Consider the following 14768-nt stretch of genomic DNA (forward strand, 5'->3'; position numbering starts at 1 on the left):
CCAATCCGCAAAAACAAAACCCGCCGAAAAATCGACGGGTTTGTCAGCGGTCTGAGGGCCGCGCGAGCGCGGCCCTCATGCAATGTTGAAAACGCTGGGTTACCGGTGACGGCGCAGCACGTGCACCTCGGCGCTCGGTTGATGGTGGCCGGGCGGCAGCGTGAAATTGCCGAGCTGGCGGTCCATTTCCAGGGCTTCCGTCGCCAGCCGGTGGATCGCCGCCGTCGTCTCCTCGACCATCGAGGCGTTCTGCTGCGTCATCGCGTCGAGTTCGGCGACGGCGCTATTGATCTCGCGCAGCGTATTGGCTTCCTCGCGGGTCGCACCCATGATCTCGTTGATCTGCCCGTTGATCGCCTCGACATGGGCGCCGATGCCCGTCAACGCGACGCCCGCTTTTTCCACAAGCGCAACGCCGCTTTCGACCTCATGCGTCGATTTCTGCAGCAGGCTGGAGATTTCCTTGGCCGCGCTCGATGAGCGCTGGGCGAGCTCGCGCACTTCCATGGCGACGACCGCGAAGCCCTTGCCGGATTCACCGGCGCGCGCTGCCTCGACACCGGCATTGAGCGCCAGGAGGTTGGTCTGGAAGGCAATGTCGTCGATGACTGAGATGATTGTATTGATCTGGCGCGACGAGGCCTGGATTGCCTCCATCGCCGCGATCGTCTCGCGCATGATCTGGCCTGAGCCGGTCGTCTCCTTCTTGGCGTCGCGGGCGATGCGCTCGGCCTGTTCGGCTCGCTCGATCTGCCGGCGGACCGACTGGGTGATGGCGCTGATCGCATTCGCCGTCTCCGTGATCGAGCCGGCCTGACGCTCGGTGCGCCCGGCAAGCTCGTCGGCGCCGGTGCGCATCTCCTCGGAGCCGGCGCGCACCGCCATCGAGTTGCCGCCGATCGCCGTCATGGTTTCGCTGAGCGTCGCCAGCGCCTCGTTGAAATTGACGCGCAGGCTTTCGAGCCCGTTCGGGAAATCGGTATTGATCTGGTAGGCGAGATCACCGTTCGCCAGATGATGCAGGCCCTCGTCGAGCGCCTCGACCACCTGCTGCAGCGTCTTCGCCTCGGCCTCGCGCTCGGCCAGATTCTGCTGGCGGTCGTGTTCGGCCTGCAGGCGCGTCTCCTCGCTGGCGGCTTCGAGCTTGCGGCTTTCGATCAGCGAGTGGCGGAAGCGGTCGAGCGCGTTCGCCATCGTGCCGATCTCGTCCTTGCGGTTCAGGCTGCCGATCTCGCTGTCGAGCTTGCCGTCGGCGACATCGCGGGTGACGCCGGCAAGCCGCGCAAGCGGCGAGAAAAGCAAATTGGTGACGAGCCCGGTGGCAAGCGCCATGACGACGAGCACGCCGATGCCGATCATCGTCAGCAGGGTGGCGATCTCGATCGAGCCGGCATTGAGCTCGCTCAGAAGTACGCTTTCGACCACGAGGAAGCGGTCGCCGCGATAGTCGATGCCGCGGACATAGGCACGGGCCGCGCCGTCCGCCCGGCTGAAATCGGCAACTGTCATCGCCGAACTGGCAAGCGCGCTCTTGATGAAGGTGAAGGGTGTCGCGTCAAGCGTCGCAAGCTTGCCGCTACCGTCGAGACCAATGGCGGATCCATCGCCGGAGACGATCGCCGCCCGCGCCGTGCTGCCCTGGACGATGCCCTTGGCGAGGATGCCGGTGACGATCTCGTCCCGCACCTTGAAGAGAATGATGCCCTTGAGCGCTCCAAGCTTGACGATCGGTACGGCATAGAAGATCGCCGACTTGCCGCTGCCGGCATCGACACGAAGGCCGGAAAAGCCGGTCGGCGCAGCATCATCGGTCGCCTTGGCGGTATTCTCGATCGCCTTGGCGAAAGCGATGCCAGCGCCAGTCGCCTTCCAGGCGTCCGACTTCAGGTTCTCGGCGAAATCGTCTTCCTTCTTATAGGAATAGAGAACAGTACCCTCGAGATCGACAATCAGCAGATCGCTGAAGGCAGTATCCTCGAGGTCGCGGGCGACTTCGCCCTGCGTCTTCTCGTGGCTCGAATAATAAAAGCCGCTTGGCCCTTCCGGTTTGATCAGCTTCTCGCGCTGGTCGGCGGGATTGGGGTTGCCTGCTATGAATACCTTCTTCAGCTCGGCGCGAGCATCCCCCGCGGTCTTCTCGATGGTCTTCCAGCCGCTCTTCAGATTGGTGATCGACATCTGCAGCGCCTCGATGCGCGCGATGGAGTTGGCCTGGTTTTCAAGTTGCGTCAGCTGGTCCTGCAGCATGTCGCCGCGAAAGATCAGCACGCTTTCCTTGGCCTTAAGCGCCTGTTCGTCCGAAATGCGGCTACTGGCGAAATAGGCAAGCACATCGATGACCGCAATCGACAGCACGGTCATCAGAATGAATGTGACGATGACCTTGAAGGACAGCGACTGAAATCTCCGAGCCATGTACAACGAACCCCTTCTGAACCGCGCCTGCCAGCGCGGGCACGCGGCGTATGCCTGATCAACTGACCTGTAAACACAACATCGGAGGCTTAACTCTTTGCCAAAAGAAGCCCCTCTCGTATTTGATGACTAGAATTCAGGCATCTGTTTTAATTCGCGGTAAATGACGCGGCCGAAATCCTGGAGTGTTTTTGTTTTGTTCACATATCGGTGGCACTTATTTCGCAATCGCTATAGGTTGAACCATGCAAAATACGATTCGCATCGTCGGCATCGATCCCGGGCTTCGCCGCACCGGCTGGGGAATCATCGAGACATTAGGCAATTCCCTGCGGTTTGTGGCATCTGGAACCGTGACCTCTGATGGAGACATGGACCTTGCCTCCCGCCTTTGCCAATTGCACGACGGCCTGGCGGAGATCGTCCACAGTTACAAGCCGGATGAGGCCGCCGTCGAACAGACCTTCGTCAACAAGGATGCGGTGGCGACCCTGAAGCTTGGCCAGGCCCGCGGCATCGCCATGCTGGTGCCGGCGCGCGCCGGGCTGCCGGTCTCCGAATATGCCCCGAACGCCGTGAAGAAGGCCGTCATCGGCGTCGGCCACGGCGAAAAGCAGCAGATCCACATGATGCTGAAGATCCTGATGCCGAAGGTCGAATTCAAGGGCAACGACGCAGCCGACGCCCTGGCGATCGCCATCTGCCATGCGCATAATCGCGGCAGCAACCGGATGCGACAGGCGCTGGCTGGGTAGTGTGTTCTTGACTTGTTCTGTCGGTAAGGATAATTCTTACCACGAAGGAGCAACAAGATGCGTGTTACGTCCAAAGGGCAGGTCACCATTCCTCGCGATCTCAGAGAACTTGTCGGCATCGAGGCCAACAGCGAGGTCATTTTCTCGATAGAGGGCGGCAAGCTCGTTCTCTCGCCGAAGAACGGCAAGCAGGAGATCGAGGATCGGGGTCGCCTGGATCGTTTCATGCAGACGGTCCGTCGCCTCGAGGGCACTGGCGATCAGGAGATCGATGCCGAAGACCTTATGTCGATGACCCGTGATCGCTGATGGCCACACTTGTCGACACGAACATACTTGTCGATCTGGCCGTGGTCGGTTCGGACTGGCATGGTTGGTCGCGTCGAAAGATGCTTGAGCTCTTCAAAGACGGTCCTGTCCTCATAAACCCGATCATCTATTCCGAATTTTCCGTTCGGTACGACGACGTGGACGAAGTCGATCGACTGCTGCCGCAGGATGAATTCCGCCGCGAGAATCTGCCTTGGCCGGCTGCATTCGCCGCTGCTGCGGCCTTCCGGCTTTACCGTCGCGCCGGCGGTGGGCGCGAACGGATCTTGCCCGATTTCTTCATCGGCGCGCATGCGGCGATAAGGGGCTACAGAATTTTGACCCGCGATCCCAGCGGATACCGCTCCTATTTCCCCTCCGTTGACCTTATAACCCCCGAAACGCATCCTTGAGAGACCGCGACTTATGATCGGCAAGCTGAAAGGCACCATAGACGAGATCGGCGAAGACTATGTGCTCGTCGATGTGCACGGCGTCTGCTACGTCGCCTATTGCTCGGCGCGTACCCTATCCAAGCTCGGCTCAGTTGGTGAAGCCTGCGTACTGTTCATCGAAACCTATGTGCGCGAGGATCAGTTGAGGCTCTTCGGATTCATGACCGCGCTGGAGCGGGAATGGTTCAACCTGCTCCAGAGCGTTCAGGGCGTCGGCGCCAAGGTGGCGCTCGCCGTGCTCTCGACGCTGACGCCAGGCGAACTTGCCAATGCGATCGCCCTGCAGGATCGCGCCGCCGTCTCGCGCGCGCCGGGCGTCGGTCCCAAAGTGGCGATGCGCCTCGTCACCGAGCTCAAGAACCGGGCGCCGGCCTTTGCCGGGGAAGCGATCAATATCGCCCTCAAGCAGGAACTCGGCGAAGGTGTCGCGGCCGCGCCTGTCGCCGATGCGGTTTCCGCGCTGACCAACCTCGGCTATTCCCGTGACCAGGCGGCGAACGCGATCGCCGCGGCAATGAAGACTGCAGGCGATGGCGCCGACAGCGCCAAGCTGATCAGGCTGGGGTTGAAGGAGCTGGCGCGGTGAAAGGCCGGAAAACCGATGATGGAATGTCGAGGCAGCCGTTTTTTGGTGTATTGGTGTGACAGGTTTCAAAACGGAATGAGAGCATGAGTGAACCCGCCCGCCTGATATCGCCGGAAAAGCGGGGCGAAGACCTTGATATTACGTTGCGCCCGCAATCGCTGGACGAGTTCACCGGCCAGGCGGAAGCGCGCGCCAATCTCAAGGTCTTCATCGAGGCGGCGAAAAACCGCGGCGAAGCGCTGGACCATGTGCTCTTCGTCGGGCCGCCCGGCCTTGGCAAGACGACGCTGGCGCAGATCATGGCCAAAGAGCTCGGCGTCAATTTCCGCTCAACGTCGGGCCCTGTCATCGCCAAGGCCGGCGATCTCGCTGCCCTGCTCACCAATCTCGAGGAGCGCGACGTGCTCTTCATCGACGAGATCCATCGCCTCAATCCCGCCGTCGAGGAAATCCTCTATCCGGCCATGGAAGATTTCCAGCTCGACCTCATCATCGGGGAAGGCCCTGCCGCTCGCTCGGTGAAGATCGACCTGTCGAAATTCACGCTGGTGGCGGCCACCACGCGCCTCGGCCTGTTGACGACGCCGCTGCGCGACCGCTTTGGCATTCCGGTGCGACTGAGCTTCTACACCGTCGAGGAGCTGGAACTGATCGTACGCCGTGGCGCGCGGCTGATGAACCTGCCGATCACCGAGGAGGGCGCCCGCGAGATCGCAAGACGCGCCCGCGGCACCCCGCGCATCGCCGGCCGGCTGCTGAGGCGCGTGCGCGACTTTGCCGAGGTGGCAAGGGCCGAAGCCGTCACCCGCGAGATCGCCGATGAGGCGCTGACCCGCCTGCTGGTCGACAATGTCGGCTTCGACCAGCTCGACAAACGTTACCTCAACATGATCGCGGTCAATTTCGGCGGCGGCCCGGTCGGCATCGAAACCATTGCCGCCGGCCTTTCCGAGCCTCGTGACGCGATCGAGGACATTATCGAGCCCTACATGATCCAGCAGGGTTTCATTCAGCGCACGCCACGCGGCCGTGTTCTGACCGCAATCGCGTGGAAACATCTGGGAATGCAACCACCTAAGGATATGGAGGCTGCGCAGTTCCGGCTGTTCCAGGAGGACAACTGAGTGATCACCCGCCGCGGATTTTTCAAGGTTCTCGGCGGCAGTGTCGCAGGCGTCATGTCGCTCGGTGGTTATGCCTTCGCCTATGAACCACTCGCGCGGCTCGCCATCACCCGCTACCGGCTGACGCCGCCGGGATGGGCGCCCGGGCTCAAGCTCCGCATCGTCGCGCTCGCCGATCTCCATGCCTGCGAACCCTGGATGTCGGCAAGCCGGATTGCCGCGATCTGCCATAGGGCAAATGAACTCGAAGGCGATATCACCGTCCTGCTCGGCGATTACGCCGCCGGTATGAATATGGTGACGCAATACGTGCATTCGCGCCAATGGTCGAAGGCGCTCGCCACCTTGCAGGCTCCTCTCGGCGTCCATGCGGTCATGGGCAACCACGATTGGTGGGAGGACAGGACCGCCCAGAAGAACGGCGGGATGGAAACATTCGGACATCGGGCCCTCGCCGACGTCGGAATCCCGGTCTACGGCAACCGCGCCGTTCGGCTCGAAAAGGATGGCCGCGGCTTTTGGCTCGCAGGCCTCGAAGATCAGCTGGCGCTGCTGCCGGGCCGGAAGTGGGGCCGCACGCAGATGCTCGGCCTCGACGATCTCGAGGGAACGATGGCGCAGATTACGGACGATGCGCCCGTCATCCTGCTCGCTCATGAGCCCGATATCTTTCCGCGCGTGCCCGAGCGTGTCTCGCTGACGCTATCGGGCCACACGCATGGCGGACAGATCCGTTTCCTCGGCCGTTCGCCGATCGTGCCCTCGCGCTACGGCAATCGCTACGCCTATGGCCATATCGTTGAAGAGGAGCGTAATATCATCGTTTCCGGCGGGCTTGGCTGCTCCATTGCACCCGTCCGCTTCGGCGTGCCGCCGGAAATTGTCGTGATCGATCTTGGATAAGAATGGCATGACCAAGCGCATTCACATCCGCCTGAGTGCAGGCGGTCGGCGTTTCAACTATCGCATCGCCGGCCTCGGTTTTCGCGATGGCCATGTACTCGTTCATCGCGCCGTACACGAGCCCTTCTGGACTTTTCCGGGCGGTCGGGCGGAGATCGGCGAAACGTCGGAAGAGACGCTCAAGCGCGAGATGGTGGAGGAACTGGGCGTTGAGGTGACCGTCCATCGCCTGCTGTGGATCGTCGAGAACTTTTTCCGCTACGAACAGCGCGACTGGCATGAACTCGGTCTCTATTACCTGATGGACCTCCCGCCGGAATTCCCCTTTTTGTCCGGCGAGATCATCCATCGGGTCGAGGACGGCGACAACTATCTCGAGTTCAAATGGGTGCCCGCGACGCGCGATGCCCTGACCGCACTCGACATCCCGCCCTATTTCATCGCCGATGAAATCGAAACCCTTCCCGTTTCGCCACGTCATCTCGTCTGGCGGGACGGCGATCTCGACGGCAAAGACTGACACAAGCAATTCAAGGTGTTACAGCGCCCTTTGCGCGCCTCAAAAGGCGCCCGGAGCTGTAGCCAAAAGCGCTTAAAGAGGAGACGCGCCGATGCCGACCTACGATCCTGTCAGGCCATTCCGCAAACTTGCCTATAACAACGCCCTTGCCAACCGCCGGCTGCTTCAGGCCTGCGCGACATTGAGGCCTGGCGAATTCGAAGCGCAACGCACAAGCTTCTTTCCCTCGATCAAGGAAACCTTGAACCATATCATCACGGTCGACTGGTTCTATGTCGACGGCCTGGAAGGCGGCACGCTCGGGCTCAAGGCTTTCGAGATCGACGAACCGTTCGATGACGTTTCCTCGCTGGCAGAAGCCCAGGCGAAGGTCGATCAGCGCCTGGTGGCGCTTTGCGAGGCCCTGACGCCGGAGAGGCTCACCTCGACCATCAGCCTCCATCGCGGCGCCCGCATTCAAGAAGAGCGGATGGATGACGTGCTCGGCCACCTCTTCCAGCATCAGACCCATCATCGCGGACAGGTGCATGCGATGCTCTCCGGCACCAGCATCGCTCCGCCGCAACTCGACGAATTCATAGTTGCCGACGATGCGCGGTTTCGCGGCGCAGAACTCACCGCGCTCGGCTGGAGCGAAGAAACGCTGATGCGCTGATTTCAAAGTGTTAAAGCGTCCTTAGCGCGTCCTATCGGACGCGCTGCGCTTTAATCCTGCAGCCGCCTCTTCAGCCCGTCGATGATCGTCTTCGTCAGAAGGTCGTAATTCTCGTCGAAGTGATGATCGCCGGGCAGTTCGATAACCTCGGCGCCGCTATCCTTCAGCGCCGGACAGGCGACATCGTCATCGTCGTCTTTGCCGTAGATGCATTGCACGAGCTTCGGATCGATGTTCTTCAGATCGCCGACGGGATCGCCTCCCGCCCCTTCCGTCTTCTGGCCGAGCCAGCCGAGAACGGAGATGACGTAGTCGACTTCGTGCGAAAGCGACAGCAGCGACAATTGCGCCACCGCCGATTTTTCGGCTGGCTTGAGGAGCTGGTAGGTGGCGGGCACGACATCGGCACCGAAGGAATAACCGACGAGCAGCACATGCTTCACCTTCCACTGCTTGCGGTAAAAATCGATGATCTTCGAAAGATCGGCGGCTGTCTCCTCCGGCTTGCGCTCCTTCCAGAAATAGTGGAGCGAATCGACGCCGACGACCGGAATACCTTCCTTCTGCAGCGTGCCGCCGACCTCCTTGTCGATGTCGCGCCAGCCGCCGTCCCCGGAATAGATCACCGCCATCGTATCGAGGGCCGGCGTTGCCTCGAGCACAGCCAGCGGCAGGCCGAGCGGGTTGCCGAAGGCGCCGGAGGCGGTGACGAGATCGTCGAGCGTATCGGCAAACGCCGTCTGCGCATCGTCGGTGGAATCGCGGATCTCGATCACGTCATGGGCCTTCTTCAGCGCCTCGGCATGCGCCCGACCATCCTTGTTGGCATCAGGCGTGAAGACGGTAACGATCGGGTCCGGCAGGACGCCGTCGCTGAGGCCATAGACCGTGCGTTCGCCGACCACTTGCTTGGACGCTGGCGTGCAAAGCTCCTTGGCAAGCGGAATGCCGGCGACCGGATTAACGGCAAGTGTCTGGCCGATCGTCGCATCCGGCGTTTGCGCGGCAATCGCCAGCGCTAAGGCCCCGCCCTCGCCGATGCCGGCGACGATCGGCAGGTGATAGGCGTTGTTGCCGGTCGCGCGCTGCACCTGCTGGCTCAGCGATTCGATGTCCGACACCATGTAGACGCAGCCGTCGTTGAGGCTGACGTCATACCGGCCGAGCGCCTGGATATAGGAGGGAAAGTCGACGCCGATGACAACGGCGCCTTCGGCGACCAACCTGTCGGCTTCGGCCTTCTCATAGTCGCCCCAGCCGGCCGCATCCGAGATCAGCATCACCGTGCCCTTCACCTCCCCTTCCGGCAGGAAGATGTGCGGCGACGGGATGAGCCCGGTTTCGAAGCTCTGCGTGGTCTCCTCGGCGGCGTCAGCCGGTGCGGCCGCGAGCATGCAGGCGCATGCCGTGGCAAGAAGGATTGTCCTGATCATTTTCTCACTACCCCTTTCAATCCGCCCCCAATCAGAAATGTCGCGTCCATCAACGCGATCATCGGATTGCCCCCTCCGGAGACCGCAAGATAGCGCGGTTGCCAGTGCGGATGAAACTTGGATTTGAATGCCCGAAGGCCTTTGAAGTTATAGAAGCGCTCGCCGTGTTCGAAAACGGTGCTGCCGATGCGGTCCCAGACGGGCGCCGCCTCGCGTTTCGACATGCCGGAGAGAGGCGCCATGCCGAGATTGAAGTGGGTGAAACCCTGCTCTCGCAGATATTCCATGATCTGCACGAAGAGAAAGTCCATCGAGCCCTTCGGCGCGTCCGGCGAGAAGCGCATGAGATCGATCGTGCCCTCCTGTCTGGATTCGGTCACGAGGATATTGGCGAAGGCGACGATCCTGCCGTCCTTTTTCAAGATGCCGACCGGCTGCGAGGAGACATAATCGAAATCGAACGCGCCGAGCGAGAAGCCCTTTTCCTTGGCATTGTGATGCTCGAGCCAAGCCGTGGAAACGGCGGCTAGATCATCGATGACCGAAGACAAGTCCTGCGGTTCGACGACGGCGAATTCCAGCCCGTCGCGCTGGGCGCGGCTTGCCGTCTGGCGAAGGTTCGCCCATTTGCCGCCCTTCATCTCGAAGGTCCTGAGATCGGCCACCGCCAGTTCGCCGAGCTTGAAGGCGCGCAGGCCAGCATCGGCGCAATGAGACAGCAGCGCCGGCGATATCTGATAGAACACCGCCCGGCAGCCGGCGGCACGCGCCGCTTCGACGAAACGCCAGACGAGTTCCTGCACGGCGCGATGGTCGCCGACCGGATCGAACAGCGCGATCCAGGAGCGGCCCTGCCGGCCATACATGATGAAGGCATCGCCGTTTTCCGAGAACATGATGCTCTTGTCGCCCATGCGCACGAGATTGGCATCCGCATTGCCCTGCTTCATGACGATCTCGACGGCACGCACCAGCGCCTCGTCCGTCGCCTGCTCCGGCCGGAAGCTCGCCGGCCGGAGCAGGCTGAAGACGGCGATCGCCGACGAGATGATGGTGATGCCGAGCACGGCGCGCAGCCCGCGCGGCGCTTCGGCCGTGAATTCGAACTGCCACCAGAGCTGGTTGCTGTATTCGACGTCGCGATAGACGAAGAGCAGGATGACGACGGCGCCGACGACGATCACGGCGATCGCCATCAGCCAGGACGCCGTCAGCGCCTGGTTGAGCAGCGAGGCCTGGCGGGTAAAGAGCCGGCGGCTGACGAAGAGCCCGAAGATGAGGAAGGCAAGAAAAGCGGCTTCGACAAGCGCGATCGCCTTCAGCAGCGACAAAGTCAACGCGGCAAGCGCCGAGAACACGGCAACCCACCAGGCGCCGTCGAGCCGCTGGCCGAGGCCGCGCGCGGCGACGACGAGTGCCAGCCCCAGCAGGCTGGAGAGGAAATGCGCCCCTTCGACCATCGGCAGCGGCAGATAGTTGGAGAGGAATTCGAGGTTCTGGTCCGGCGTCGGCGTGACGCTCGAAAACACCAGCATGACGCCAAGCAGCAGCGCGAGAGCCGACAGCAGCTGCGGCATCAGCCGTCCGCCGATGCGCCGCATGCTGGAGGCAGCCGGATGGTCGACGAAACGACGCAGCTCCGCCGCCGAGACCGCGAGCACGGCGATCAGCAGCGGCAGCACATGGTAGACCAGCCGGTAGAGCACCAGCGATCCGAGCACGGCATCGATGTTCACCGCGCTGCCGAGCGAGGCGATGATCACGGTCTCGAACACGCCGAGCCCGGCCGGAACGTGGCTGAGCACGCCGAGACCGACGGCGATCGCATAGACGGCGAGGAAGACCGGCCAGCCGATGGCCGTCTGCGGCAGCAGCACATAGAGCACGGACGCCGAGGCGGCGATATCGAAGGCTGTGACGAGGAACTGGCGCGACCAGGTACGCGAATCCGGCAGGCGGATTGCCACAGGGCCAAGATCAAGCACGCGCCCGTCACGGCCGATAATCATCACCGCGCCCAGAATGGCGACGATCGAGCCGGCGATCAGCCGCAGGAGGAAGGGGCTGACGCCGATCAGCGGGCCGATCTCGTCGGCGATGACGATGAGGGCGATCGCCGCGACGCCCGCAAGCCCCAATCCGAAGGACAGCGTGACGAAGGCGATGATGCGGCCGATATCCTCCGGCGAGAGCCCGAGGCGCGTATAGGCACGGTAGCGGATCGCGCCGCCCGAAAGCGCGCCGAAACCGGCGGTGTTGCCGACGGCATAGGCGCTGAACGCCGTCAACGCCACATGCGGAAAGGGCAGCTTCTTGCCGATGTACTCGATGGCGTTGAGATCGTAGAAGATCAGCGAGAGGAAACTGAGCGCCGTGAAGAACAGCGCAAGCAGGATCGCGCTCGGCCTGGTCGCCGCCAGCGCACCGACGACGTCGTCATAGCGCACCTCGTTGGTGAGCTGCACGATCGCGTAACCGACGAGGCAGAAGACCACCAGTGACGCGGCGGCCAGCAAAGGCGTTCTGTAACGCCTGAAAAGCCCGCGAAAAGAAAACCCGTCTGTTTCTTCCATCTCTTCCAAATTGCCGTGCCCCGACATTCTCGTACCCTGCTGCAACTGCCAGCTTGGCGGGAATCATTTCGAAAGACGTAACATGAGAGGCATATAAGCTCTATGAAGCCATGCCGCCGCTACCCCAGCCCCGCCGCCTGCGCCTCAATCATCCTCAATTGGGGCGAATTTGCGCAGGCGGGCGTCACGGTGCATTGCATTTTCGTAAGCTTCGGAAGAGCCTTGCCCTCGACGGAGAGTTGAGACGCAGGAGAACGGTTCGATATGCAGGATGGTTCGGCCTTTGTGATGCTTGCCCTCGGACGTCTGCTGCTGGGCGGTCTCTATGTCGCTGGCGGCATTCATCATTTTTTCGTCATCGTGCCGCTGACCGAGGCGATCGAAACCCGCGGCGTCCCTTTTGCGAAATGGGTGCTGGTCTTGGGCAGCCTGTTTCAGATCGTCGCGGGCATCCTGCTGATGCTCGGCCTTTTTGTCACGGCAGCGGCATTCGGTCTCATCATCTTCACGCTGGCCGCCACCGTCATGCTGCTGAATTTCTGGGACATGCAGGGAACGGCGCGCGACAGCGCGATCAATACCTGGAAGACGAACATGGCGATCATCGGCGGCCTGCTGATCGCAGCCTCCGGCGCGATGTGAGGCGGTTCATGCCGCCGGCTCGCCGCCCGCCCGCGCATGCGCGGCGTAGCGCGCGACGGCAGCATCCACCTCCGCATCGCGGTCGCCCGCCACCTGCACCGTCGGCACGGCGAATTCGATACCGTTTTCCTGGAAGGCATTGCGGATCATCGCCAGCGCATTGCGGCGGATGACGAATTGCTCGCCGGGCTTCGTCATCATCGACAGCCGGATTTCGATCGCGAATTCGCCGAACTGCTCGACACCCTTCATCTTCAGCGTCTCGATGATATGAGGGCCGAATTCCGGATTTTCGAGCAGCGTCTGGCCGATCTGCTTGATCACCTTCTTCGCCTTGACGAGATCGGTGTCGTATTTGACGTTGAGGCTGATCTTGTCGATCGTCCAGTCGCGATTGAGGTTCTTCACTGCGCCGAGTTCGCCGAACGGCACCGTCGTCAGCGGCCCGCGATGATGCCTGAGCTTCACCGAGCGCAGGCTGAAGGCCTCGACTACGCCCTTGTGGCTGCCGCTTTCGATATATTCGCCAATGCGGAAGGCATCGTCCCAGAGATAGAACATGCCGCTGATGACGTCCTTGACGATGGTCTGAGCGCCGAAGCCGACCGCAACGCCGACGACACCGGCGCCGGCGATCAGCGGCCCGATCTCGATACCGAGTCCGGAGAGCACCATCAGAGCGGCAATGACGGCGATCACGACGGCGAGAATATTGCGGAAGATCGGCAACAGCGTCTGTATCCGCGCGCGTTTGGCCTTCTCCTCATCCGTTGCTCCGCCATCCACGGATGAATCGAGCAGCTTGCCGTCGATATAAGCCTTGATGACATGCCAGAGCAGATCGGCGGCAAGCAGGATGACGATGCCGCCGATTACGCCGCGCGCGATCTTGTCGATCATCGTTTCGCCGGCGGCCATCGTATCGGCACCGACGCCGAGCATACGCCCAAGCCAGATGGCGGCGACGGCAATGATCAGCGCCCGCACGCCGCGGTCGAGCAGTACGGCTGCAATGCGGCGCGTGGCAAGGAAGCTCGCTTCGGTCTGCTGCAGCGATTTTACCGCAATCGTCGAGACGGCAAGCACGCGCGGCAGCAACAGCACGTAAATGCCGAGCCAGAGCAACCAGTTGAAGCCTGCGACCCAGAGGCTCCAAAGCACCAGGAAATAGACGGTGAGCGCCCAGGAGGTCCCGTACCCGCGCTTCTCGTCCTTGTGCGGCCGCGACCAGACGGCCTCGATCGCGATCAGCAACAGGCCGATGCCCATCATATAGCCGACGAGGAGCCGGACGCTCGGAGAATAGCCGAGCGGCTCCATCGACTGGATCACCGCCCAGCCGAATATGAAATAGATGACGAAAGTCGCACAGCGCCGATACCAGAAGAATGCAACCGCGCGCGCCGGCATGATCGCAGCGGTGACACCCTGCCGTTCTTCCTCCACCCGCGCCAGCCCGATGAGATCGACCAGGACGCCTCCGAGGCAAATCGTGAAGCGCTGGACCACGAGCGCGACAACGCAAACGATCGCGATGCTCTGGCTGACCGGCGGCCAGCTGACGCTGAGAAGAGCAAGCGCCGTCGCCACGGCAAAGATCAGCGCCGGGATGACGCGCGGGGCAAGATGCATGCCCGCCATCTGCGCCGCCTGGCGGCGGCGGCGAAAGGCATAGCGGGCAATGCGCTCGACGATGGTGCCGAGCAGGAAAATCGCCAGAAACTGCGCCGCCATGCGCGGCCAGCCGGCGGCGGCGATTTCACCGAAGAACAGCGAAGAAGCATGGCCGACCTGTGAGGGCAGCATCATCGCCGCATCGGAGACCATCGAGACGTGCCGGCGGGCATGCTGGAGCAGACCTGACAAGACCGACATCTGGTCGCCGGCCGCCGTATCGCTCGCCGGCGCCGCCGCCATCTGCGTCGACATCCATTGTTTGACCTGAGGCGTCTGCATGAGCTCCATCATCTCACGCACCTCGGCCGGCGGGGCGGTCGCGGCCGTCACTTGCGCTGGCGGCGTCTGGGAAAAGCCAGGCGAAACCGCCGAAAAAAGCGCAAGCAATGCCAGTATGCCGAATATGGCGGCCTTCAAGCCCCCTGCCATGCCACGCTCCATGACCGCCTCCAATGAAATGTCGGTCGCTTGTGCAAAGCAGCGCCGACATTTTGCAATGGATACTCGCGACCGTTGCCGCCAGCAAGCAGTAGGAAACCCATACTGATGGCTAGAGCCTTTCCTGGTCAGATTGCAGCATTCTGTTGGCTCAAACGGAGTCGGATGGTCGACCGGCCGGCGCGCGTCGTAGCCCAGCTCTACGGCCAAGCCGGCCGGTCGATCAGCCGGCCCGTTTCAGCCAACCCGAAGGGCCGGGCATCTTTCCGCCAGGATCAGAGGC

The 14768-nt window shown here is 62.2% G+C and carries 13 protein-coding genes; 9 read left to right on the plus strand and 4 right to left on the minus strand.

Going from position 1 to position 14768, the window contains the following annotated elements; genetic code table 11:
• Positions 1-99 precede the first annotated feature (99 nt).
• Complete coding sequence (locus C3Y91_RS34620; RefSeq protein ID WP_168576350.1) at positions 100-2415, minus strand: methyl-accepting chemotaxis protein; 2316 nt, start codon at positions 2413-2415, stop codon at positions 100-102.
• A gap of 245 nt (positions 2416-2660) precedes the next feature.
• On the opposite strand from C3Y91_RS34620, the gene ruvC reads away from it, so the two are divergent.
• The 8 genes from ruvC (at position 2661) to C3Y91_RS34660 (ending at position 7722) form a co-directional block, all read left to right on the plus strand.
• Positions 2661-3170: a crossover junction endodeoxyribonuclease RuvC gene (ruvC, locus tag C3Y91_RS34625; RefSeq protein ID WP_018069006.1), complete on the plus strand. Its 510-nt coding sequence runs from the start codon at positions 2661-2663 to the stop codon at positions 3168-3170.
• Between the two features lie 57 nt (positions 3171-3227).
• Positions 3228-3479, plus strand: coding sequence for an AbrB/MazE/SpoVT family DNA-binding domain-containing protein (locus C3Y91_RS34630; RefSeq protein WP_018069007.1), 252 nt, complete (start codon positions 3228-3230; stop codon positions 3477-3479).
• Positions 3479-3892 carry a type II toxin-antitoxin system VapC family toxin gene (locus tag C3Y91_RS34635; RefSeq protein WP_024322692.1) on the plus strand — a complete coding sequence of 138 codons (414 nt, stop codon included), beginning with the start codon at positions 3479-3481 and terminating at the stop codon, positions 3890-3892. Before C3Y91_RS34630 ends, C3Y91_RS34635 begins: the two co-directional genes overlap by 1 nt.
• A 13-nt stretch (positions 3893-3905) precedes the next feature.
• Positions 3906-4520, plus strand: coding sequence for a Holliday junction branch migration protein RuvA (gene ruvA, locus C3Y91_RS34640; RefSeq protein WP_018069009.1), 615 nt, complete (start codon positions 3906-3908; stop codon positions 4518-4520).
• Positions 4521-4603: 83 nt separating this feature from the next.
• Positions 4604-5644 carry a Holliday junction branch migration DNA helicase RuvB gene (gene ruvB / locus C3Y91_RS34645; protein WP_003552548.1) on the plus strand — a complete coding sequence of 347 codons (1041 nt, stop codon included), beginning with the start codon at positions 4604-4606 and terminating at the stop codon, positions 5642-5644.
• A complete protein-coding gene (locus C3Y91_RS34650; protein ID WP_018069010.1) occupies positions 5645-6547 on the plus strand; it encodes a metallophosphoesterase in 903 nt (300 codons plus the stop codon).
• 7 nt (positions 6548-6554) lie between these two features.
• Positions 6555-7067, plus strand: a complete 513-nt coding sequence (locus tag C3Y91_RS34655; RefSeq protein ID WP_024322691.1) for an NUDIX hydrolase — start codon at positions 6555-6557, stop codon at positions 7065-7067.
• 91 nt (positions 7068-7158) lie between these two features.
• The gene (locus tag C3Y91_RS34660; protein WP_024322690.1) at positions 7159-7722 is read left to right on the plus strand and encodes a DinB family protein; all 564 of its coding nucleotides are present in this window, start codon (positions 7159-7161) and stop codon (positions 7720-7722) included.
• Between the two features lie 50 nt (positions 7723-7772).
• Here the strand turns inward: C3Y91_RS34660 and C3Y91_RS34665 are convergent, their stop codons facing one another.
• Complete coding sequence (locus tag C3Y91_RS34665; RefSeq protein ID WP_024322689.1) at positions 7773-9155, minus strand: virulence factor family protein; 1383 nt, start codon at positions 9153-9155, stop codon at positions 7773-7775.
• Positions 9152-11755 carry a bifunctional lysylphosphatidylglycerol flippase/synthetase MprF gene (gene mprF / locus C3Y91_RS34670; protein ID WP_018069014.1) on the minus strand — a complete coding sequence of 868 codons (2604 nt, stop codon included), beginning with the start codon at positions 11753-11755 and terminating at the stop codon, positions 9152-9154. The genes C3Y91_RS34665 and mprF overlap by 4 nt, the downstream gene beginning before the upstream one ends.
• A 237-nt stretch (positions 11756-11992) precedes the next feature.
• Here mprF and C3Y91_RS34675 point away from each other — a divergent pair, with 237 nt between their 5' ends.
• The gene (locus C3Y91_RS34675; protein WP_018069015.1) at positions 11993-12370 is read left to right on the plus strand and encodes a DoxX family protein; all 378 of its coding nucleotides are present in this window, start codon (positions 11993-11995) and stop codon (positions 12368-12370) included.
• Between the two features lie 6 nt (positions 12371-12376).
• Here the strand turns inward: C3Y91_RS34675 and C3Y91_RS34680 are convergent, their stop codons facing one another.
• The gene (locus tag C3Y91_RS34680; protein ID WP_018069016.1) at positions 12377-14488 is read right to left on the minus strand and encodes a mechanosensitive ion channel family protein; all 2112 of its coding nucleotides are present in this window, start codon (positions 14486-14488) and stop codon (positions 12377-12379) included.
• Positions 14489-14768 lie beyond the last annotated feature (280 nt).

The organism is Rhizobium ruizarguesonis (genome assembly GCF_012349115.1).
Classification (GTDB): domain Bacteria; phylum Pseudomonadota; class Alphaproteobacteria; order Rhizobiales; family Rhizobiaceae; genus Rhizobium; species Rhizobium ruizarguesonis.

Excerpts from the sequence above, each read along its gene's own strand:
- ruvB (WP_003552548.1), top strand. The coding sequence starts at position 4,604 with ATGAGTGAACCCGCCCGCCTGATATCGCCGGAAAAGCGGGGCGAAGAC.
- C3Y91_RS34660 (WP_024322690.1), top strand. The coding sequence starts at position 7,159 with ATGCCGACCTACGATCCTGTCAGGCCATTCCGCAAACTTGCCTATAAC.
- ruvC (WP_018069006.1), top strand. The coding sequence starts at position 2,661 with ATGCAAAATACGATTCGCATCGTCGGCATCGATCCCGGGCTTCGCCGC.
- C3Y91_RS34620 (WP_168576350.1), bottom strand. The coding sequence starts at position 2,415 with ATGGCTCGGAGATTTCAGTCGCTGTCCTTCAAGGTCATCGTCACATTC.
- C3Y91_RS34675 (WP_018069015.1), top strand. The coding sequence starts at position 11,993 with ATGCAGGATGGTTCGGCCTTTGTGATGCTTGCCCTCGGACGTCTGCTG.
- C3Y91_RS34655 (WP_024322691.1), top strand. The coding sequence starts at position 6,555 with ATGACCAAGCGCATTCACATCCGCCTGAGTGCAGGCGGTCGGCGTTTC.
- mprF (WP_018069014.1), bottom strand. The coding sequence starts at position 11,755 with ATGTCGGGGCACGGCAATTTGGAAGAGATGGAAGAAACAGACGGGTTT.
- ruvA (WP_018069009.1), top strand. The coding sequence starts at position 3,906 with ATGATCGGCAAGCTGAAAGGCACCATAGACGAGATCGGCGAAGACTAT.
- C3Y91_RS34630 (WP_018069007.1), top strand. The coding sequence starts at position 3,228 with ATGCGTGTTACGTCCAAAGGGCAGGTCACCATTCCTCGCGATCTCAGA.
- C3Y91_RS34635 (WP_024322692.1), top strand. The coding sequence starts at position 3,479 with ATGGCCACACTTGTCGACACGAACATACTTGTCGATCTGGCCGTGGTC.
- C3Y91_RS34665 (WP_024322689.1), bottom strand. The coding sequence starts at position 9,155 with ATGATCAGGACAATCCTTCTTGCCACGGCATGCGCCTGCATGCTCGCG.
- C3Y91_RS34680 (WP_018069016.1), bottom strand. The coding sequence starts at position 14,488 with ATGGAGCGTGGCATGGCAGGGGGCTTGAAGGCCGCCATATTCGGCATA.